At 60.4% G+C, this 21,485-nt stretch carries 18 protein-coding genes; 6 read left to right on the top strand and 12 right to left on the bottom strand.

The features are described 5' to 3' along the window. Positions 1–69: 69 nt before the first annotated feature. Positions 70–963: a GNAT family N-acetyltransferase gene (locus tag AAF143_RS02470; RefSeq protein ID WP_414026469.1), complete on the bottom strand. Its 894-nt coding sequence runs from the start codon at positions 961–963 to the stop codon at positions 70–72. A 37-nt stretch (positions 964–1,000) separates the two neighbouring features. Between AAF143_RS02470 and AAF143_RS02465 the strand changes: the two genes are divergently transcribed. Beyond that, entirely contained in the window at positions 1,001–1,693 is a 693-nt protein-coding gene (locus AAF143_RS02465; RefSeq protein ID WP_414026468.1) for an alpha/beta fold hydrolase, read from the top strand. A 280-nt stretch (positions 1,694–1,973) separates the two neighbouring features. Continuing rightward, positions 1,974–2,345 (top strand): hypothetical protein, encoded by a 372-nt coding sequence (locus AAF143_RS02460; RefSeq protein WP_255005522.1) that lies wholly within the window; start codon positions 1,974–1,976, stop codon positions 2,343–2,345. On the opposite strand, the gene AAF143_RS02455 is transcribed toward AAF143_RS02460, so the two are convergent. Then, entirely contained in the window at positions 2,338–2,598 is a 261-nt protein-coding gene (locus AAF143_RS02455; RefSeq protein ID WP_255005520.1) for a hypothetical protein, read from the bottom strand. The two genes, AAF143_RS02460 and AAF143_RS02455, sit on opposite strands and share 8 nt — an antisense overlap. A 116-nt stretch (positions 2,599–2,714) precedes the next feature. Between AAF143_RS02455 and AAF143_RS02450 the strand changes: the two genes are divergently transcribed. The 3 genes from AAF143_RS02450 to AAF143_RS02440 are packed head-to-tail and all read left to right on the top strand — an operon-like array spanning position 2,715 to position 5,638. Continuing rightward, positions 2,715–3,470, top strand: coding sequence for a hypothetical protein (locus AAF143_RS02450; RefSeq protein ID WP_255005519.1), 756 nt, complete (start codon positions 2,715–2,717; stop codon positions 3,468–3,470). Positions 3,471–3,476: 6 nt separating this feature from the next. Continuing rightward, positions 3,477–4,589, top strand: a complete 1,113-nt coding sequence (locus AAF143_RS02445; protein WP_255005516.1) for a tetratricopeptide repeat protein — start codon at positions 3,477–3,479, stop codon at positions 4,587–4,589. Next, positions 4,586–5,638 carry a restriction endonuclease gene (locus tag AAF143_RS02440; protein ID WP_255005515.1) on the top strand — a complete coding sequence of 351 codons (1,053 nt, stop codon included), beginning with the start codon at positions 4,586–4,588 and terminating at the stop codon, positions 5,636–5,638. Before AAF143_RS02445 ends, AAF143_RS02440 begins: the two co-directional genes overlap by 4 nt. A gap of 4 nt (positions 5,639–5,642) precedes the next feature. Here the strand turns inward: AAF143_RS02440 and brxL are convergent, their stop codons facing one another. From brxL to pglX, 6 genes are all read right to left on the bottom strand, one after another. Then, a complete protein-coding gene (gene brxL, locus AAF143_RS02435) occupies positions 5,643–7,739 on the bottom strand; it encodes a BREX system Lon protease-like protein BrxL (RefSeq protein WP_255005513.1) in 2,097 nt (698 codons plus the stop codon). A 6-nt stretch (positions 7,740–7,745) separates the two neighbouring features. Beyond that, on the bottom strand, positions 7,746–8,144 hold the full coding sequence (locus tag AAF143_RS02430; protein WP_255005509.1) for a type II toxin-antitoxin system VapC family toxin: 399 nt from the start codon (positions 8,142–8,144) through the stop codon (positions 7,746–7,748). Next, positions 8,141–8,401 (bottom strand): type II toxin-antitoxin system Phd/YefM family antitoxin, encoded by a 261-nt coding sequence (locus AAF143_RS02425; RefSeq protein ID WP_255005507.1) that lies wholly within the window; start codon positions 8,399–8,401, stop codon positions 8,141–8,143. Before AAF143_RS02425 ends, AAF143_RS02430 begins: the two co-directional genes overlap by 4 nt. Positions 8,402–8,610: 209 nt before the next feature. Beyond that, positions 8,611–11,052: a BREX-1 system phosphatase PglZ type A gene (gene pglZ, locus AAF143_RS02420; protein WP_414026467.1), complete on the bottom strand. Its 2,442-nt coding sequence runs from the start codon at positions 11,050–11,052 to the stop codon at positions 8,611–8,613. A 680-nt stretch (positions 11,053–11,732) separates the two neighbouring features. Next, a complete protein-coding gene (locus AAF143_RS02415) occupies positions 11,733–12,983 on the bottom strand; it encodes an AAA family ATPase (protein ID WP_255005486.1) in 1,251 nt (416 codons plus the stop codon). A 63-nt stretch (positions 12,984–13,046) separates the two neighbouring features. Then, positions 13,047–16,112 carry a BREX-1 system adenine-specific DNA-methyltransferase PglX gene (gene pglX, locus AAF143_RS02410; protein WP_414026466.1) on the bottom strand — a complete coding sequence of 1,022 codons (3,066 nt, stop codon included), beginning with the start codon at positions 16,110–16,112 and terminating at the stop codon, positions 13,047–13,049. A gap of 56 nt (positions 16,113–16,168) precedes the next feature. On the opposite strand from pglX, the gene AAF143_RS02405 reads away from it, so the two are divergent. Beyond that, positions 16,169–16,315, top strand: a complete 147-nt coding sequence (locus AAF143_RS02405) for a hypothetical protein (protein ID WP_414026465.1) — start codon at positions 16,169–16,171, stop codon at positions 16,313–16,315. Between the two features lie 290 nt (positions 16,316–16,605). Here AAF143_RS02405 and brxC read toward each other — a convergent pair whose 3' ends face one another. Genes brxC through AAF143_RS02385 form a run of 4 tightly spaced genes read right to left on the bottom strand, consistent with a single transcriptional unit; the run spans position 16,606 to position 21,414 of the window. Next, positions 16,606–20,091 carry a BREX system P-loop protein BrxC gene (gene brxC / locus AAF143_RS02400; RefSeq protein ID WP_255005473.1) on the bottom strand — a complete coding sequence of 1,162 codons (3,486 nt, stop codon included), beginning with the start codon at positions 20,089–20,091 and terminating at the stop codon, positions 16,606–16,608. Further along, the gene (locus AAF143_RS02395; RefSeq protein WP_414026464.1) at positions 20,088–20,546 is read right to left on the bottom strand and encodes a DUF1788 domain-containing protein; all 459 of its coding nucleotides are present in this window, start codon (positions 20,544–20,546) and stop codon (positions 20,088–20,090) included. The genes brxC and AAF143_RS02395 overlap by 4 nt, the downstream gene beginning before the upstream one ends. Further along, positions 20,510–20,701 carry a hypothetical protein gene (locus AAF143_RS02390; protein ID WP_414026463.1) on the bottom strand — a complete coding sequence of 64 codons (192 nt, stop codon included), beginning with the start codon at positions 20,699–20,701 and terminating at the stop codon, positions 20,510–20,512. Before AAF143_RS02390 ends, AAF143_RS02395 begins: the two co-directional genes overlap by 37 nt. After that, the gene (locus AAF143_RS02385; RefSeq protein WP_414026462.1) at positions 20,698–21,414 is read right to left on the bottom strand and encodes a BrxA family protein; all 717 of its coding nucleotides are present in this window, start codon (positions 21,412–21,414) and stop codon (positions 20,698–20,700) included. Before AAF143_RS02385 ends, AAF143_RS02390 begins: the two co-directional genes overlap by 4 nt. Positions 21,415–21,485 lie beyond the last annotated feature (71 nt).

Genomic DNA, 21,485 nt, shown 5'->3' with positions numbered 1-21,485 from the left:
TAAGCCAGCAGGGGATGGCTGCCCGCAGGCCACTCGGCTGACACCAGATCCTTCCTGTTCCCAACCATTTCAGCCCAGCTCAAGGCAGGCCAAGCCGTAGAGGTCTTGCAGCGGTAGCTGGGGCGGCCCACCTCGGTACATGCGCACCGTATGGCTCACTACCGAGAAGCCCGCCGACCGCAGCAGCGGACCGGAGTGGGGGTTGGCATCCGGAGCGTCGATCAACACCGGGCCATGGCGGTGGGCGGTCAGCTGATCGATCAGGGCCTGCGCAATGGGGCTGCTGTCAGCGATCAACGGCCCTAGCCGCCAGCCCCCTGCCCGCTCTGGGCCATCCAGCAGGCAGGGCCTGATGCGGCCGTACCCGCGACAGCAGCCCTCGGCGTCGAGAGCTACCACCACAGTGCCGGGATTCGGCTCCCCCAGCCAGAGGCCCAAGAAGAGCGGCCGGGGAGTGGCCTCGTGGCGGGCGTCATAGTCCTGCACCACATCCTTGGGCACGGCGGCTGCCGGCAGCAGGTTGATCCCCTGTGGTTCGGGCGCAGCGGCGTCGCGATCCCCCCGGCCACCTGTGTCCCGACGCCAGCGCAGGGTTGCGCCTGCGGCGGTGAACCCCCAGCCGGTGTAGTCCACCAATCGCGCATCGGCCGCCTCCAGTCCCACGCAGGCCACCCCCTCAAGGTGGGCCAGGGCCCGCTCCCAGAGGGCCACGCCGTAACCATGGCCCCGGTGCTCAGGGCGGACCAGGAACAGGCCGATAAAGCCGTATTGGTCGTCGTAGCGGACGCCGGCGATACACCCCACAGGCTCGCCGTTAAGGCAGCCCACCCATAGGCCGTCAGAATCGGTGTCGCGATAGTCGTCGACATCGCATGGGCCTGGGCAGAAGCCTTCCCGCCGCGCCCACTCGGTCACCTGGGGCAGATCTGCAGGCCGCATGGGCCGGATCGAATAACCGGACATGGGCGAGGTTTGGGAAGGTTGCTGGAGCAGGCTCCAGATGTTGCGGCTGCAAACGTTGCTTTCGTGCCTAATTATGGAAGCCGAGGCGTTTCCCTTGATCGATGGACCCGACGCCGCGCCGGCCTCCGTGCTGCTGGCCCATGGGGCCGGTGCACCGATGGACAGCCCGTTCATGGCGGCGATCGCCGGCGGCCTGGCGCAGCAGGGCTGGCGGGTGGTGCGCTTTGAATTCCCCTACATGGCCCGGCAGCGAATCCTGGGCAGGCGTCAGGGACCCGACCGGATGCCGGTGCTGCAGGAGGCGTTCCGCCAGCAGGCGCGGCTCGAGCAGATGGAGGAGCCGGACCGGCCGCTGTTTATCGGCGGCAAGTCGATGGGCGGCCGAGTGGCAAGCCTGCTGGTCGATGAGTTGGCCGCCAGCGATCGGGTGCGCGGCTGCATCTGTCTGGGCTATCCCTTTCACCCGCCCGGCAAACCGCTGCAGCTGCGCGCCGAGCACCTGAGCGCCTTGCAGACGTCCACCCTGATCCTGCAGGGGGAGCGGGATACGTTCGGTCGCCGCGAGGAGGTGGAGACCTACGTCCTCTCGCCGCAGGTGCAACTGCGCTGGATCCCCAGCGGTGACCACAGCTTCAAGTCCACCCGCAGCTCCGGGCTCAGCGAGGCGGAGAACTGGGCCACGGCGGTGGCCTTGAGCGATCAGTTCCTGCGGGAGCGTCTGATGCACTGAGCTCTCATCTCCCGGAAGGAGATCTGCACCAGCGAGGCCGATCGGATGTTCAATGCTGGAGGCCGCCTCGATGAGTTCCCTTCATGCCGCGCCAGCGCTACCGGCAGAACCCACTGCCGCTCGGTCCTGATGCTCCGCCGGTGGAGCTGTTCGGACCGGAGCAGCCCAACCCATCTGGACTCCAAGTAGCGGAACAAGGCCAGTTGGGAGTGGTGCCGCTGGGGCCGCTGTTCGACGCTCAGAGCGGGAACACAAGCTGCAACGAGGCCTGAGCAGCACCATGGCCGACCTCACGATCACCACCCAGGACGAACTGCCAGGCCCCGGTGACGATCGTCCCTATGTGATGTTCGTCAACCAGACCGAGTACGGGATCGGCCGGTTCCTGCGCACCAATGTGCTCTCGGCACGGCCCGATCTCAAACGCTTCACTTCCATCCGCTTCCACATGACCCTGAAGCGGCATCCGAGCGACAGCGCCGGGGAAATCGTGCTGGCCCTGCTGGAGGCGATCGATCTGGATCCGCCCCTGTCGGTGTTCTGCGGCGACCTGCATCTGGAGATGGAGGGCTACCCGATGGAGGAGGGCTGCACGATCGAGGTGCCGCTGCTGCCTCCTGGTCGGCGGCCACCGGCGAGGGGCTTCAGCTGAAGTCGCTGAGCGGCGGGTTGCCCGGTTGAAGCTCCAGGTTGCCCACGTTCACCTGGCTGCTCTCGCCATCAGCCCAGGCGACGGTGGCCAGCACGAGGGAGCTGCCAGGGCTGATCGGCGCCATCGCCGTCACGGTGCCCCTGGCAAACGGCCCCACGCTGGTGGGGGCCGCCGGTCCGGTGACCATGGCGGTGGATTGCAGGAAGGCCCGCGAGAGGCGCACGGTGGCACCGATCTGCAAAGGCGTCGCCACTTCATCCGTTGGAGGCCTCCCATCCTCGCTGGGGAGCCGAGGAGCGGCCGATACCGTGGGGACACTCCTGCCGCAGCAGCCTCTTGGCGATGGTTGAGCACGCGCTCCTACCGGCCGTGTCCCGCATCCTCCAGCGGGTGGAAGCGGTCAGTGGACTGCCGGTGGCCGTGGCTCAGGAGCCGGGTCTGAGCACCCTCGCCACCCTCAAGCCCGCCAACAAGGAACGGCAGGCGCACCTGATCCTGTTCAGGCAGGACGACGAGGCCTGCAGTTACCACGTGGCCTTTGAGGCAGCCCTGCTGCTGCGGCTGGTGGAGGTGCCCCAGGAGCTGCGGGTGAACCTCACGGAGAAGCGGGAGGCGCGCGAGCAGGTGGTCTCGCAGGTGGAGAAGCTGCACAAGGGCAAGCTGCCATTGGCCCGGGTACGGGAGTTGGGGCTTGGCTTCTACAACGGCCTGATGGTGCAGCTGCGCTCGATCGGACCGGGGCTGTGCGCTGACCAGTGGCTGTTTGAGGAGGCACCGGAGTTGCGGGGCTTGCAGGCGGCGGTGCTGCAGGAGCAGGTGCAGCAGAACGTGCCCAGCCTCAATGCCGATATCGACCGACTGGCTCCTGCCGCGGTCGTCAAGGCGAGCCGGGGGATGAACGCGGCCTATGCCTTCCAGGCCGCTGAGCTGGTGGGCCTGCCGCCACTGGCGGTGCCGTATCAGGCGGCAGGGTTCGAAGCGCTGGCGCGGGAGCTGATCGCCAGCACCCGAGAGCAGGCCACGACGCCGGATCCGGATCGGGAGATGATCGACGCCTGGGCCGAGAAGCTCGGGATTGCGCGCTGGTACAACTGGCAGCCTGCCTATCCCGCTGGGGTTTGCTGAATGGGCATGCAGGCCACCTCGTTCACGATCGAGGAGACAACCTTCGATCGGAAGCTGCTGCCGGAAGACAGCGGTAAGCCGGGCAGCGCGGCCTTCCACCGGGCGGTGACCGACTACTTCCAGCAGGCCTATGGCGCCATGGGCGGGCGGGTGGATGTGGTGTTCGCCAATGGGCGCATCGAGGTGAACTGGAGCCCAGCCACTGAGAGTGCAACTTCGACAGCCGAGGCGATGGCGGCCATCACACCGCTGCTGAAGCAACGCCGCTACGGCGAGGCCCGGCCGTTGCTGGTGGCCCTGCTGGAAGCCGAACCCGAGAACCGAGACGCGCTCTACAACCTGGGCATGGTGGCCAGCGATGAGGGTCAGCTGAAGGAGGCCCGTGAACTCCTGCGGCGGGCGGTCGCGGTGGATCCTTCGTTTGCCAATGCCCAGGTGGCCCTGGGTGTGGCAGCGCTGAGGGACCAGGACCAGGCAGAAGCACGCCAGGCGCTTGAGAGCGCGATTGAGCTGGAGCCTGGCAACCCCTATGCGCTGCGCACCCTCGGGAGCCTGCTCACCGCGGCGGGCGCACTGGCGGCAGGGGCAGCACGGTTCCGGCAGGCCCTTGCGGTGGCACCGAACGATGCGGTGGCCAGCCTGAGCCTGGCCCAGGCGCTGTTGGAGCTGGATCCAGGTGAGCACCGCGACGAGGCCGATGCGCTGCTGCTGCAGGTGATCGAGCAGCACCCGTTTGGGGAGCTGGGCGAGCAGGCCAAGGCGCTGCGGGGGCAGGTCGCCGCGCGGGACCTACGCCAGGCCAGCAGCAATGGTTTGAGGCCGGACGCGGTGACCTACTGCCTCGATGCCCTGCGCCGCTTCCAGGCGATGGACCAGGCCGAGTTCCTGGCGGTGATCAGCGAGGTGGCGGCGGTGGGCCAGAGCGGGCTGCAGATCAATGAGCCAGGCACCTCCCGCACCCTGAAGACCCTGCCGGGCCGCTGGAGCGACCTAGCCCTGGCCTGCCTGATCCATGTGGGCATGAAGCGGCTCACGCCTGATGAGGATTCAGGGCTGGGGATTGAGGCGGAATACGAGGAAGCGCTCAGACTGATTGGTGGTGACGGAGTAGGCCCATGACCCTTTGGCTGATCCGCGCCGGCTCCCACGGCGAGCAGGAGCAGAAGTTTCTCGACGAGGGTCGCGTGTACTTGGCCTGGGATGCTCTGAATGTGGATCTGGCTGCCCTGGCTGACCGGCAGGCCCTGATCCATGCAATGGAGCAGCGCTACCAAGAGGAGAAGGCCAAGGCGCTGATCAACTGGTCTGCGCAGGTGTGGGCCTTTGGGCGCGACATGGCACAGGGAGACTGGGTTGTGATGCCCTCCAAGCTCCAGTCGGGCCTCTACTTCGGAGAGATCACCAGTGGCTATCACTTCGAGCAGGGAGGCCCGGATCCCTACTTCCACTGGCGCAGCGTCAACTGGTTCAGCGGCCTGATCCCCCGCAGCGCCTTCCCGCAAGACATTCTTTATTCATTCGGGGCGTTCCTCACCATCTGTCGCATCCAGCGGAACGACGCGGAAGCACGGGTGCGGGCGATGGCTGCGAACAAATGGAAGCCGGAGAGCGCTGGCGCGAGCGTGGCCACACCGCAGCAGCCAGGTCAGGGTGAAACTATCAGCGACGTCAGCGCCCCGATCAACGTCAACCTGGAGGAGCTGGCCGGCGATCAAGTGGAGCGGCTGATCGAGGCCCGCTTCAAGGGGCATGGCCTCACCGAACTTGTGGAGGCGATCCTGCGGGCCGAGGGATACACCACCTACCGCAGCCCGGAGGGAGCTGACGGAGGTGCCGACATCCTGGCTGGCGGTGGTGAGTTGGGCTTCGGGAAGCCCAAGATTTGCGTTGAGGTGAAGTCAGGATCCGAGCCAGCGGATCGGCCAACGGTGGACAAGCTGATCGGCGCCGGGCAGAAATTCGGCGCCGAGACCTGCCTCTTCGTGAGCTGGGGTGGTTTCAAGCCCAATGTTCAAAAAGAGCTGGCACGGGATTTCTTCCGGGTCCGGCTCTGGAGCCGCAAGGATCTGCTTGAGAAACTCTTTGAGCACTACGAGAGGCTGCCGGAAGAGATCCGCCTGGCTCTTCCACTCAAGCGGGTATGGATGGTGGCCACTCAGAACGACTGAGTCGTCAGGGTTTCACAGCGATGTAGTTGATCTCGCAACCCTTCACCAGCCTGGCCTCCTGCACCGCCGCTGCGGCATTTAAGGCTGAGAATTCAAACCATTGGAAGAAATCCAGGCCTCGATCGAGGGTGATTTTCCAGCCCGTGTTGGTGGTGAGGCTGCGGGCATGGAAGTTGGCGCTGGCATCGATCTCCCAGCTAAACGGTGTGCTGGTGCCCGCGAATGAATCCTGCACTTGGCCTAGGTTCTCCAACTGCTTCTCCATCGTGTCTTGATCAGATCCGGTGATTAAGTGGACCGACACCTCATCGCCCACAGGTGTAATCTCATTCACCATGCGTAGAAATTCCACCATGTTGCGGACTTGGTGGAAATGGCGGATGTAGGGATCTCGAATGATGATCCCCGTCGCACCACGAAGGTAATCACCAAACAGCCGCCGGTAGCTCCAACCCTTGGAGTTTTCAGGAACGACCAGATGGTGCTCCTTGAGAGTTGAGGAATCGGACTGCGGATCGGTTGTCTCGCTTTGGTCGCTGTCCGTTGTTCCTGCAACCAGGCCTCCTTCGCCAGGGGCCGGTTCGGTGGCCACTCCACCTGGTTGGGAAGCGGGGGGACGGAGACCGGAGAAGGCAGGGTACTGCTTCTCTTCCGGGGTCAGAACCGTTACCTCACTGCCGGTTTTGAGGTCGCGGAAGATGAAGTCGTTGGGCTTGAAGGTGTCGTCGATTCTTAGTATCTGCTCACGGATTCGGCGGCGGCACTCCATCGCGAACTCCAGCAGTTCGGCGACTTCCTCCTTGTTGGCCTTGCCATCGGGATGGATGATCTTCATCAGCCCGGAGAAGGTTTTCTCGAAACCGGTCTGATCTCGAGTGGTGACCTCTGAACTGATCTCAAAGAACGTCTTGTAGCGACTGGTGAAATCCTCGGTGCGCAGGTGCTTGAGCACCTCGGCGATGTAGTCGACTACAAAGCCATAGCCTTTGCAGAACAGCTCATGGCGCACCGGTGCCACTTCCCAGCCGGGGTTGAAGGCGTGGATGCGATCGAGGAAGGCCGAGTCGATGTATTTGTCGGGCAGCGGCTCATAGAAATGAGAGTGCTTAAGCATGTAGGCCACCGACTTCTGGGTGTTTCCCATGAACACCATCGAGGCCTCGGCCGAAAGCTGCTCGATGCCGCGCGAGAAGGTGCGGTTAGCCATGTAGTTCTTCATAATATCGACCAATGTCTTATCGACCTTCTTGTCTTTACCGGCGAACTCGTCAAAACAAATGCAATCCCAGTAGCCCACCAGGCCAATCTTGCCGTTGATATTGCTGACAAAAAGCTTTGGTGCGGTGACCTCTGAACCAGAAATAAGCATCCCGTGGGGTGAGAACTCGGCAAAGATGTGCGATTTACCCGTTCCCTTTGGTCCCAGTTCGAGCAAGTTGTAGTTGCGCTCGCAGAAAGGAATCAGCCGGATCAAAGTGAGTAGCTTGGCGCGGCGGCTGAAGTGCTCAGGGTTGAAGCCCACGCTCTGCATGAGCACATCGATCCATTCATCGGTGCTGAATTTCGCCCGTGCCGCCAGGAACTCCTCGTGATCGACGCCGGCCACCTGGATGGGCTTCACTGTTGAGATCTGCCAGGGGCTGGCCTTGGGGTCGACGGGGAGTTCGTACTCCACGTCCGTGATCGCCCAGATGCCACCCACCAGCAGCTTGGGGTAGCGCTTGACGTAGGAATCGTCGATCGGCACTTTCTTGATGCCGAGGTTGGTGAACTCCACCTCGTGGAAGCCAGCCCTTTCGTTGAAGGTAACGGTGAGCTTGTCGATCACCTTGTGGCTTCCCTTGTCCTTGATCGTGGATTTCACCAGCTCCGACTGGTTGCGGTGCACGTAGTGCTTTGCGAGGATGCGGCGCACTGATTCGAGCCCTTCGGCAATCAAAGCCGGATCGTCAGTGGCGCAGTGCTGGCCGAGCAGGTACTCGAGCACGTAGGTGGGCACCACCGCGTTCTGCTTGAGCTCGGTGGTGAGGTCCTTGCGGACCACCAGGCCGGGGAAGTGCTCGAGGATCTTCTGATCGAGGGGGCTGTGCTCAATCGCCATGCGAGGTCACCAAAGGGTCTGACAGGGGAAGGTGGAGAGCTGCGGATCGGCGGTGAGCAGCACCAGGCGATCCAGTTCTGCCTGGGCGGCCAGCACCCGATCAAACGGATCCCGGTGGGCCTGGCTGTAGGCGCCGGCCCTCAGCCCATGGGAGTGGGTGATCGGCAGGGGCTGGAAGCCATCAGCCTGCAGCAGTCCCGGCAGGTCATCGATGGCGCGCTCCAGCTCAGGCAGCTTGCCGCGGTGGTACTTGAGGCTGAGCTCCCACACCGTGGCTGCACTCACCAGCACCGTGTTGGTGGGCTCGATCAGCAGTTCACGCACAGCGGCCGAGAGCCGATCAGGATCAAACCACCACCAGAGCAGCACATGGCTGTCGAGCAGGTAGGCCGCGGAGTTCGTCACGGGTTGGGGGCTGCCGAGATCAGCGGGCTCTCTTCCCAGCTGGCGAGCTCATCAGCCTCCAAAGGCTCCAGGAGGATGCCGGGATCGCTCAGGGGTCCATAGCTGCGCAGGCGACCAGGAAGGCGCTGCGGGGGTGGCGGTGCCAATGGCATCAGCCTGGCCCAGGGCTTGCCGGCCTTGGCCAGAACGATCGTCTCGCCGGCATGGGCATCATCGATCAGGCGAGACAACTGGGTTTTGGCCTGATGCACATTCACCAGACGAGGCCCTGAGTGCGGCCCCGTGTGCGGCTCCGAACGCGGCAGTGGGACAGCTGGCTCCATGGCAAAGGGCTCCAATGATGCCATTAGCTTAGGCATGGGCTAAGGCCATCAGAACTCATCGAAATCACTGCCGAAGGGCCGCTGCAGCTTCAGTTCAGCGCTCTTGTAGGGAACCGGATCGGCGACACCCTCCACGAGCCGCTCTAGGCGCAGCTCCACCATCTGGTTGTTGTAGTCGTCGGCAGCGTTGGAGAGTTCCAGCATGAGTGGCTGCTCGCGCTCACGGGGATCGGTGGCGGCCGAATCAAACAGCACCGTGCGGGGCGCGCAGAGGGGGCGCCATCGGCCTTGGCGTATAGGCCAATGCGCAGCTGCAGGGGCATCACCTTCTTGGCCTCCACCGGATCGTGCTGGAACAGGGCCAATGACAGGCGAACTGTGGTGATCTTGGCGGGCAGTCGCAGCACCTCCACCTCCACCAGGCGACTCTCCTCTTTGGTCTCTCGCTTGAGCTTGATCACCGGCACCACCACCTCCTGCAAAGACGTGCCGCCGTGCACGAAGCGGGACCCCGAACCCTTGATCGGGAAGCGATCGAGGCCCAGAGGGAACACAGCACTCCAGCCGCCAGTGAAGCCGAGGGCCTGGGCCGCGAAGATCTTCTGGCCAGGCCTCGGCTCGATGCCATCACCCAGCGCGAAGCGTCGACTTTTGGTTGGGAGCTGATCGGCTGGGGGGAACACCGCCTTGTCGTTGGCATCGAGGGGCTCCTGCTGGAACAGGAAGCCGTGGTCGGCGGTGATCAGGGCCTGGCTTCCCTTGAGGCTGGCGATCTTGCGCAGGATCTGCTCGAGTTCCTCAAAGGCCTGCTCCACCGCCTGGAAGGTCTGGGCTTCGGTGGCCTGCTTGTCGCCTACTTGATCGATGCGGTTGTGGTAGATGACGATCAGGTCGTTGTCTCGCGTGAGCTCTTTTCCGGCGGTGCTGGTGGGGAGGCTGAGGAAGTCATCGGCAAGCAGGGCCTTGGCGCGGCCCTTGGCGTAGGTCTTGAGGATCTTGTCGCGGTTGACGGTGCCGCTGGCGCTCTGGCCATCGACCACGGCTGAACCATCGGCGGGATTGATGCTCACTTGTGCCCCAGGCAAAAGGGAGGCCATGCCCAACTGCGTGTAGGAGGGCAGCGAACCCAGCAGCGCGTCGACCTCCACCTGCCATCCCTTGCCTGGTTGGTTCAAGAGACGATCGGCAAAATCGCGGGCGGCCTCGTAGCGCAGGGCATCGGAGATCACCACAAACAGCCGCTTGATGCCCCTGGAGCCCAGGGGTGCATGCACGTAGCGCATGTGGAACTCCTTCTGCGCTGGCAGGGCCTGTGAGCGCCACTGACTCAGGCCGGCCACCTGATCACTCCAGTTGTTGGTGAGCGGCAGCAGGAAGTTGTTCACGTAGTGACTCTCCACCCAGTGGCGGAGTTTCTGGAGCAGGCCGGGCTGTTGGTAGGTGCGGGCGTGAAAGGTGCAGCGGCGGTAGGCCTCATCGATGCGCCACCAGCCGCTGATGTATTGCTGCAGACCAGCGTCCAAGCTCTCCACCTGGAGTACGGCCTTCTCCAAGAGGCTGCGCAGACTGATGGCGTGCTCAATCGCCTGGTAGCCGTGCTGGTGCTTGTCGTACCAGGTGGAATGGCGCCGGTTGCGGATGGTCTGCAGCAGCTGGGCATCGGCCACACCGGCGGTGAACCCGTTCACGAGGCGATGCAACACGAAGCGCTCGATCAGTTCGAAGCTGTCCTCTTCGCCTGGATCGAACTCCGGGGGCGCGTCGTTGAGCTGCGGCTCGATGGCCAGCAGCTGAGCCATGGCTAGCGACCAGGCCTCGAAGACCGCTCGATTGCGGTTGCTGTCTTTCCAGAAGCTCAGGAACACGCGCCCGTGGGGCTGCAGGTCGCCTTGGGGACCGATCGGGCTAACGCTCTTGAACAGCGCTACAGCGAAATCGCGCAAGCTCGGGGCCATGCTGCGGTAGCCGAACTTGCTGGCCACGGCTTTCCAGAAATGCTCGCTGAGGAGCGCGCTGCCGTAGGCCGCCTGCACCGGATCATCGGCCTCTGTATCGGTGGGATCCAGCTGCCTGAAGGCATGGAGCAACAGCTTGTCGATGTCGGCTGGTTGCTTGGCCACCACGGCAAGCATCTTGAGCCGAACGGCGCTCTCGTCGTCGTTGGGGCGCAGCAGCTCTTTGAGTTGCTGGGTGCGGATGGGAGAGCGGAAAAAGGCCTTGTGCTGCTGGGCCAACTCCTTGAACTCAAGGGTGAGGCCCGCTTCCTGGAGATCGAGAGAGGCCCGGTCGGCCTTGAATTCATGGCCTGCCAGGAGCAGATCCAGCAGCCAGTTGTCCTTCTCAGCAGGCTTCTCGGAAGGGATGTAGAGCAGGAAGCGCTGGTTCAGTGGCGCCCGACTGATCTCCACCTTGGTGGAGAATTCGTTGCCGATCACGCGCCGCTTCTCGGTGCCTTTGGGCTGGAAGCTCTCGAAGTCTTCTGTCCACTCACCGCTGGGGTCGTACCAGATCACCACGCGCTTACGGGCAATTGCGGCGTCCAGACTCTCGTGGATGCGGGATGTGGAGGCGGGGGTTCGGGTCATGCTGACTTAATCCTGATTTGCAACGAACCCTGAGATAGCTGACCACAACTTCATTAAAAACGAGGCGATCTCATACACAGATATATCGATTAAGTCAAAATGAGCGACAGAAAGCTGACAATTCTGAATTGCGAATAATGATTTAACCATACTTTATAGCTCATTTCGAAGATCGGGCGCGGACGAAGCTGTTTTTTCAACAGTAATCACCCTGGGCAGAACGCCGCAAGCCTTCTCCCACTTCTGCCGTACTTGTGGATTGAGAAATCCCGTCGTAACAATGAAAGACCTCTGCACAATCTGCCTTGGATTTGCCACTAAAGATGTCAAGTGCGACACTATATCGCGATACTCCTTCCTACTCTGCATAACATGCGAGATCTGCTCAAATGCGTCAACAACATGACTAGCCTTCAGTTCAACAAGTATAATGTCGACGCGGCCAGATCTAAATAAGACGAAAAGTCCATCACATTTTTTTGGTAATCCGTAAAGACACATCCATCAAGCGCCAAGGCAGCGGCAATTTCTCCTTTTTTTGGCCTTATAGTAACACGTATCCCCTGATCTAGAAAACAAATCTTACCGCAGCAGAGATCACAGGGATTCTTGTTGGCCAAACAAATACAATGAACCAGACTGGCTGGAATAAGGTCTAAACGAGGGGTTCCTGCCATGTCCTAGCCATTTTCTTCTTGATGTTCATTCTGCAATCTCCACTCGAGCTCACGCATGTGTTCAAAGGTGAGTGAGACTTGATTAAAGTTCTCAATTAAGCTGTCAGCAGTTAGGCCTTCTTCCATGTCCATAAGCTCTACTTGATCGTATTGCGTAACCTGATAGACTGCCGTTTCCGCTGGATTGAGCGGGTGCAGGGCCCTAATATTAATCAGCGAGTCATCGTCCAAGAAGGCTGGAAGCAGTTTGTCAATGGCATATCTTTTCAAGAGATTATTAATCCCTTCAACAATAATCGGGCTATGAGTCGTTACGATAAATTGAGTATTGGGAAAGCATTTGAGCAAATCCGAAACAATCCTCTGTTGCCAGGCTGGGTGGAGATGTAGATCCACCTCATCAATCATTACGATTGCGGGCGATTCCAAAGGGTTATCCATGTCAGGATTGCCTGCTGCCATGCGACGTGACAGGTCAATAGCTACACCGATCATGGTTTTATAGCCATCGCTCAATTGTGAAAGTTCTAGATCCTCTCTATTCTCAGTGACTATGAGACGAAGGGGAGGTTTCACGGAAAAACGAGGATTCGTAAGAGTTGGAAAAAGTGTCGTTAAGCATTTACGTACAGCCCTTAGCTGTGGAAGCGTAATGTCAAAGTTACGTATCTCATTGCGTAGCCTCAACTCTTCCATCTCTTTGTTGAAATACCATATAAAAGCAGATCTGAAATTAGATCCAGATGTCAGGGCTTGATCCAGGGCATCAAAAATTCGATCGGACTCTAAGTCAAAACCACGACGCCTTTCTGGAATATCAAGCAAGGCCCTGCTGACCCCGTAGAAAGCGAAGATTGGAAGAACAAAATCATCTTCATTGGCGAGTGGCTCGAGAATTTGTTGGTCAAGATATTCCTTCAGCTGTCTCTTGCCAATCTCAGGTATCTTGACTCTTGACTTCGGATCTTTCTCGACGCAATCCCAAGAAATACCCTCTATACTTTCAACAGCAATACGCGCGTATTTGAGTGTCCTCCCTCCAATTTGACGAATCTCTCCACGCTTCTGGAAGCTTCTCCCTTTAGCCTTGGGTAAATAGGAAATGATGGCACCTAATGCGATCGCTATCGCATCAAGGAATGTTGTTTTACCAGACCCATTCTCGCCGAGAAGTAGAGTAAGACGTGAGCCAAGCTTAAGAGTGGCCTTGTCCTTGCAGCGGAAGTTTTCAATTTCTAGCCTTTTTATTTTCACAAGCTTTTGTGTGCCACGGCAGGAATAAGTAGCGTTACTTGTTTGTAATAACCTTATTATACCTCAGTCCTCCTTCGCCGCCAGCCCAGGAATCGGTGCAAGCACCTCCTGAAGCTTGAGGTAGTTCACCTTCACACCGTCATCGAGGTCGAGCTCGATGCGTTGCTGGGCCAGGGGGAGGAGGGCGTCCTGCTCCCAGGCCTGGCATTCGCGCAACACCTTGGTGATTTTCTCGGCCTCCTTGCGGGCGGCGGTGCGCTCGCGGGTGGGGAGATCGTCGTTGAGTTGATCGAGGCCTAGCTGGGCGAGGCGAGCCTCCAGTTTGGAGAGGTAAGGGCGGAAGTAGTTGTTGAGCACAAGGTTGAGGGTGTCCTTGGTATAGCGGTGCAGGTAGATCAGGCAGCCGAAGCCCTTCTTTGGGCTCTGCACCATCCAGTAGATCGGCCGCTTCTTGTAGGTCTGCAGGTGGTCCTTGTAGAAGTCTGAGCAGAAGTATTTGCGCAGGTCTTTGCTGAGGGAGGTTTCGATGAAGCGCAGATTCTCGGCCAGGGAGCTCTCTGGGAAGGTGACGGCCAGGAACTCGCGGCTACGGGCCACGATGTCGTCTTCAAACCATTCACCATCGAGCACGGGGAGGATGCCGTCCGCATCGGGCAAGTACTGGACTTCGCTGAGGGGCTTGCCCGCCTTGCCTTCGTAGGCAGCGAGGTGGTCGGCTTGGCTATCGAGGGAATCGGCCAGGGTCAAGCCTGGCTCATCGAGGCTGTAGCGCCCCATCATGCAGCCGACGGCATAGGAGAGGAAAGCGGCCACATCCGTGCGGGCGTCGGCGCGGGCGAGGGTGATTTGCTCTTCGGGCACTTCCGGCTCAAGCTCATCCTCGAGGCCGTAAGCGGCGATGAAGAGCCGGTTGTTTTCCGTTTCCAGCTCCTGCATCCGGCGGATGGCGGCGGTGCTCTGCGCCTCCCAATTCCGCCAGCTCGCCTTCAACGCCTGGCCCTTCAGCCCCGGCCGTAGCAAGGGCTGGTCATGGAAGTCCCACGAAGTCTCGAAGTTGTCCCAGTCACGCTTGGCAAGACCGATCAGTTCTGCTACGAAGGTATCCTTACATTTTTGAATAAATGGAACTCCCTCGATGTCTTGCTTTTGATAGTTTAGCGTAGGGTTAATAGCTTCAAGAAAGTGATTGCCGAGTTTTGAGTTAAGCAGTCCTGTTACCTCATGACATCGGTCGTTAGCAAAGATGCCTGGTCCGGCATCTGAGAAAAGAACTCCATTGTCGATAACTCGAAATGCAACGTCTGACGAGCTAATCCTTGACCAAGTAACGAATGGCTTAAAATACCAGGACTTGTCACGAAGCCGATAATCTGGACTTTTTGTTTTAATGTCAATCGCGTCATCATACAAATTAACAACGTGTTCGGAATTGCCATACCACTTTCTAAACGGACCTCCCTTATGCAGAGGAAACCAACGTAGATCATCTCTCATTTGAGCCGCATCTGTTAGGCCAAACTGAATCGCATTCTGTGAGACTTCAAACCAAAGTCTCAAGAACTGCTCATCTCTTCCTGTGCGGATTCCCGGATTGACGCTAAAGATACTGCCAAGTTTCTCGTTTGACTGGAAAATTGTTCCCGTACGCTTACTAAGCCAATATGCGATCTGGCTGCCAGGTATTTTGCAGAAGTCTGAAGTGGATGCACGGTAAACCATTGAATTAGTGGAGCGAGATAAAGACTCAACTGATTGGACGAAGGCTGTCTCTTTGGCAAATTCGTTCTGCCCTTCAACTAGACGGAAGAAATAGCCTCGATAATTATTGGCAGGTCTTTTCTCAAAAATGAAAGCTGTCGTTTGAACGACTGCGCCGCCAATGCTGTCAAATCCACGAGGTCCAAGATGTACCATCGAAAGAATTCGAGTCTGCGAAAGAAGTTTTTTACGGAGATTCTGGTATGAAGACAAAAACATCCAACTCTGCATCGTTATCATCGCATTTGTTCCATTGGGGATGAGACGAGCGTTGTTGGATTCGATAAACGCAGCAAATAAATCTGATTTTGAATCAGGATACCGCTCGGAAACAAAAGCCTTTAATTCTGGGTTCATAACACCTTGGCCCATGTAAGGCGGATTGGCCACGACGACGTGACACCGCTGGGTGAGCGCCTCAGCTTGATCGAGCAAACGCAACACTTTGCCGTGCGTCTCGGAAAGGAATAGCTGCCCGCCGAGGTCCTTCGCCTCGATGGCTTGGCGCACGAAGATGATACTCCCCTCATCCATACAGGGCTGGATCAACGAACCGAAGGTCTTCGCGTCCTCGAACTGGTGGAGCAGCTTGAGCAAGCGCTGATCGAAGAGCTCGCCTAGATCCAAAGCCTGGATGTAGTCATTCAGCTCATCATCACCAAACCGCACATCCTGCAGGTCAATGATCTGCGGCCGCACCAGCTGATCCGGCTGGAAGAAACGCCGTGATGATTCCCGCGCCTTGAACACAAGAGCCAGCTCAGAGAGCTGGGCGGCACGGGGGCAGATCTCCAGCCCATACAGATTGTTCCGCAGGATCAGAGCTGGGATCTCGCTGGGCGCGTAGCCTTCCTCCGCGTAGATGAGGCTGAGCAGGTCGAAGGCGTAGGTGAGCATGTGCCCGCTGCCACAGGCTGGATCCAGCAGCTTGATTTCTTCTGGTCTATTGATCTTCAGGAAATCGGTTTCTGCTTCGCCCTCGATGTAGTAAGGCATCTGCTCGCGCAGCTTCGAGTCCGGGCGGTTCAGCAGCCACAGCCGCCCCAGTGAGTTCTCCACCAGGTAACGCACGATCCAGTGGGGCGTGAACAGCTGGGTTACCGCAGGAATGTCTTCCGTGGGCACCGCCTTCTTGCGGGCCATCACCTCATCTTTCTTCTCGGCGATATAGAACTGATACAGCCAGCCGAGGATCTCCACGTCGTCGCAGTCGGTGTCGCTGATCGAGTGGCGGAAGCCTGCCGCGATCGAGCCTTCGGTGAGCAGGTCGTCGGGCAGCAGCAGCTCAGTGGCGTCATCAAGCCCCTCGAACAGGTTTGGTAGCAGCTGGTGATAGAAGCGGCACACCGCCAGCACCAGCTCCCGATACACCTCCCCTGGGGGTCGGCGCCAGCGATGGCCGGTGGGATCTGGCCATTGAGTAGGCCATGGAGCCGATCTTCGTTGGTGTGCAGCTTGAGCTCGGCTGGCAGGCCTCCCGAGCGCATCAGCTTGAGCAGCTCCGGCTGGGTTTCGGCTTCACTGGCGGGCATAAGAACCCTGCAGCCAAACGGATGCCAGCCTTTGGCATCTAGGTATCGCAGCGCAGCCAGCCGGTTGAACCAGCTGTAGGCCACCCGCTCCAGCAGCACCGCTCGGTTTTCCGCCTCCTGCTCGCGAAGCTGTGCGATCTGGCTGGCGTAGGTCGCCAGAGTGTCGGTCGTCTGGCTGTTGAGCAGCAGATCGAGCTTTCGGCCCACGGCCACCAGTAGCTGACGGCGCATCGCCGGCGCGAAAGATTTCAGGGCAGCGGTGTTGACGGTCATGGATCAGGAGGGGTTAGCAGGTGGGTCAATCGCGTGGTCAATGAAAACGGTCTGGAACCTCAAAGGCTGATCCGATGCCCCTGATCCAGCTCGGTTTGGGCTGCTGTCCGTAGGGCATCGAGCCACTGCTGCAGCTCCTGGCCGCTGGTGATCTGGCTGAGCGGGCAGTTCACCTTCAGGTTCGAGGCCGCTACCACCTTGATCGGCGCCACCGCTTCGACTCCCTGAGGCATGCTCAAGGCCGCGATCCGCTGCAGTTGCCGGGGCACCTCCTCCTGCCGGTAACGGTTCACCCGCAGGGCCACGCGGCCCGGTTGTGCGGCGGTTTTCACATCCGCTTTCGCCTGGGTGGTGGCCTGAAGCACCTGGCTCTGTTGTTCGTCGTTGAGCTTCTGGAAGGCGGCATCTGCCTTCAGGCGGGTTTCCTGCTCCTCGAGCACCAGTAGGGCTGCAGCCTGGGCCTGTTGCAGCTTTTGCTTGAGCTGGCCTTGCAGTTCCACCATGGCGTTGTTGGCCTGGGGGACGAGACCACCGGCAAAGGGCCTCGTGCTCGCCAGCAAGGTGGTCAGGCTCTTCACCAGCTGTTCTGGCAAGTCGGCGAATTCATCGCGGTAGCTGGCCTCGAAGGCCTTCACCTGGTCAAACACCGCCTTCTGGTTGCCCTTGAGGAATTGCTTGATCGGGGTCAGCAGCTCTTGCTCGCCGTCCAGCCAGTCGCCCTTGAAGCTGGTCAGTTGGTTGAGCAGATGAGCGTCGTCTTTCTTGCTCAGCTCCTCAGCCTTCGCGGCCCAGGGCTTCAGCTCGGCCAGGAAGGGATAGGCATCAGCCTTGGTGGCGATCTCCCGCAGCTCCTGTGCTTCATTCGCCATCACCATTCTGAACGATTCACCGGTGCTGCGAGCATCGGTGCCGCTGCTCTGCACGCCAAACAGCTCCTGGTGGAAACGCTTGAGCGCATTCACCGCACTGGCATCGAACTGCTCCTGCTTGCGCACGCCCACACCAGCCAGCCGGCGGCTGTTGGTGAGCGCCTCGATCACCTGGGCGTTGCTCAGCAGTTCCTTCTCCCGCAGCTCGAGCTTCCCGAGCCGATACAACCGCGCCACAAAGGTGAGCGTCGCCCAGTTGCCCCACCCGTAAGGCCTGGCCTCAAACTTGCGCACCAGATCTTCCGCACTGAGCCGCTCGCCCAGCTTCTGCTGGCGCTCCACCTCCACGAGCACCTCTTGCTCCGCTTCTGAGAGCTGAATCGCCGAGCCCTCCAGCAGGTCGTCCTGCTCCTTCACCACCTTGGCCACGGTGGCTTCACTGAAGTTGCCGTGGATCATCTTGAGCTTGGGGAAGGCCGAGCGGATCAGCTCCTGATACGCCTTGCTGAAGCGGGTGGCCGGTTCCCCTTCTCCCGCCGAGAGGGTCTGGCCATTCACCACCAGGGTGGCCTTGCGCAGCAGGGCGGCCGCTTGCAAGTTGATCTCCTGGCGCCGGCTGGTGTTCTGCCGGGCCCTGACGCCGAGGATCGCGTTCAGCGTCTCGTCGTCGCCGCCAGTGTTCTGGCGGATGTAGAGGTCGGTCTTCAGGTAGCTTCGGATCTGATCGAGCAGCCGGCCTTCTGACGGCAGGATCGCCATCAGCTCGGTGCCACCGAAGTTGCGGCTGTGCAGCACCGCCTCGCTGCTGTAATGGGGGTGCTCCGGCGTCACCAGGTTCACAGCCACATCAGACTCCTTGCCCTTCACCAGCCCGTCGTCGATCTTCTGGGCAAACGGGTAGTCGTTGCCGTTGTCTTCAAAACGAATCTTGTTGCTGCGCAGCACGTCGTCAAACACCACCCCGTGCAGGGCCTTGATCACCTGAGAATCCGCCACCTCGGTGCGCTTGATCTCCTGCTCCACATCCTTTTCCTTGTCGGTGAGGAATTCGTAGAGCTCTCCGCTGCGCTGTAGGTACGACTGCGAATCGAGATTGATCAGGGCCTCTTTGATCGCCTGCTCATGGGCGCGGATGTCGAAACTTGGTTCATCGATGAGCAGGATGGCGATGTTGCGCGCCGTGCTCTTGAACTGGGGCACCCACTTGAGCAGGAACAGGGCCTTGAGGATGCGCAGCTCCAGCGGACCCACCTGGTTCTGGGCCAGCACCATCGTTTGCTGCTTGTCGGCCCGGATCACATCGCGGATACCGTCATAGAGCTGGTCAAAGCTGGCCAGGCGCCCCACGGGTAGCTCCTTGATCGCCTTGGCCACTTCCTGGAACACCGAGAGCATCGAGCGCTCCCCCACCGCCATGTTGCGCCCTTCGAACACGCTGTGGGCCGCGAGGCTCTGAATCGCCTGTTGGAACAGGCTCAGCTGGTAGGGATGGAAGGGATAGAGGCCGCAGAAGCTCTGGCAGTCGCCCCAGCCCTTCAGCTGCAGGGAGCCATCGCCAAAGCGGAACAGGGTGGTGAAGTTGTCCTTCTCCTGTTCGTAGATCTCGATCAGCTGTTCAGGCTCATCGGGTGTTTTGGCCAGCAGGCGCCGCTGGATCACCTCCTGCACATCAGCGCTGGCCAGGGTGAGCTTGGTCTTGAAGCGGCCCTGGATCTTGCTCAGATCATCGGCTTGCTCGAACTTCACCTGCCCCAGGATGTTCTCCAGGTCGGCCTGGGAGGTGATGAACACCGCGGCCCGCCCATCGGTGGCGGTGGCCAGGCTTTCCACCACGGTCTGCAGATTCAGCAGGCGGCTGCGTTCCTGGCCGATGAACTGACCCGCCTCATCCACGAAGAAATTGAGCCGAAAGCCTGCTGGCTGGCTGTCGAGATACTGCTTGACGCGGGCGGCAAAACCCTCGATCGAGAGGCGGTAGCTGTCCTTGGCGTCATTGATGACCTTCACGGCATCGTCTTCGCTGCCGCCGAACTGTTCGGCATAGGCCCGCGCGAAGCTGCGCTTGGTCACCGTGGCCAGGGCGTCGCGGTCTTGCTCCCAGCTGCGGCCATTGAGGCGCTGATACGTCTGCTTGAAGGCCTCGAACTGGCCGCGCGTGTCGAGGTCGTGCTCCAGCTGGGCCACATAGCCCTGGTTGCCGTAGTAGCCCTGCAGCTCGTTGAGCACCTTCATGAACACCTCGAGGATCGGTGCCTCGTGGGTGCCGCCGATGCCATCGAACTTCTGATCGATGTTGAACAGCAGGCTGCGGGCCGGGATCGCCGCTGCTTTCTTGAGATCGGCTCGGATGATCTCATCCTCCACCTTGGGCAGGAGGATCTCCACCGGCAATCTGCCCTGCTCACCTACCCGTTTCTCGCCATCGAGCATCAGCGAGAGCATCTTCAGCAGGTGCGACTTGCCCGAGCCAAAGAACCCTGAGATCCACACACCGTTGGCGGTGGGGTTGTGCAAGTAGGCGTCGGTGAAGGCACCCAGGCCTTTGCTGACCTCCCGGGTCACGACGTACTCGTCGAGCTCGATCTCGAGGTGGCGCTCGTCGTCGGCCTTGATCACCCCGTCGATCGGGCGATCAACCGGCTTGGCAAACAGCTCGCGGATGGTGGAGGCAGTCATGAGCTCTTGATGTCGAAGTAGTCGAGGTTGGTGGCGCGGTAATGCGGGTTTTCGATCTTGGTGGTGGCACTGGTGCCGAACAGGCGCAGGTAGGAGCCGCCGTCGGCGTCCTGCGAATACTCGCCGGGGAAAAAGATCACCACCGGATGGCGCACCATCGCCGGCTGCAGTGCCTCCAGGATCGTGTGGGTTCGCAGGAACGGGTAAACGCGGCCGGAGCCGGTGATCAGGCTGACTTGGGTGTCATCGCCCAGGTCAGCCATCAGCTTGGGCACCAGGGCCGATGTGGGTTCAGCCACGTTCTGCAGGGTGTCGAATAGATCGCTCTTGCTCCAACTCGCCTCCTCCTGCAGCACCACATCCAGGTATCCCTTGGCCTCCAGCAGCTGCAGCACCAGCTCAAACAGGTCCACCTGCTTCACTCGCAGACCCTGCTTGCGCAGGTGCTGCTCCACCCCCTCACCACCAACCGCAGCTGATCTTCATCGGCGGGGTTGTAGGTCTGAATGAAAATCGGCACTTCCTTGGCGACGCCACGCATCTCAAGGAACTCCGGCCGCATGAGGATCTCTTGCAGACGCTTGTCGAGGCCGGCGACGCTGCTGCTCATGCCGTCCTCTTGGTGCGGCTTGCTGGCTTACGGCTTGCTGGCTTCGCCGCGGTGGGTTGAATCGCTCGCAGGCTCGGTGGGCTGAGTAGGAAGCCGCCTAACAGAGCTGGATCGTCTTCCGTCACCAGCTGCTGGGCCTGAGCTGTGAGCGAGGAGCTCTGCACCATTCCAAGTGTTCCTCCTTTTCCGGACTTACCGGCGAGTAGCCCCGCTTCGCGGAGCATGTGCAACAGGGTGGAGCGGATCTTCTGCTGCGAGGACGGGGCCACCTTGGCCAGCTCCGGGTGGTGGCGTTCCTGCAGGTCATAGAACGCGACCATTTCGGAGCGGCGTAACACCGGATCCATCCCGACCAGCTTCTTGGCCAGCACCTCCTGCACTAGATCGCAGGCCAGCTGGATCCGCTTGAGCACCGCCAGCCAGGCCATCGCCCTGCGCTCCTCGCTCGTCCCCCTGGCCAGCAGTTCCATTTGGGCAGGCGTGAGGGTCTGCAAGCGCTGCCGCAATTCCGACTCCAGCCTTTTTGCGGTGCTGGCGGATCGGGCTTGGAGGGCGTTGCTCTCCAAGACGGCCGCCTTGGTCTTGCGCCAATCCCCTCTTGCAGGTGCACTTTGGCGATCACGGCCGCCAGTTCGGGCCTCAGGCTGGCGGCGGTGAAGCTCAGGCAGTAGCGCATGGATCCGACTGCAGCTTCCGCCAACGCCCCCAGCCACCCCCTTTGCCCTGATCCTGGCATCGCCAGGGAAGCCCCCAGGTCCAACAAGCCAATTCCCCCATGCCGTTT

Origin of the sequence: Cyanobium sp. ATX-6F1 (genome assembly GCF_047395825.1) — a bacterium.
Lineage (GTDB): Bacteria > Cyanobacteriota > Cyanobacteriia > PCC-6307 > Cyanobiaceae > ATX-6F1.
The sequence above is the reverse complement of the archived record's forward strand: the minus strand, read 5'-3'. Positions and strand labels throughout refer to the sequence as shown.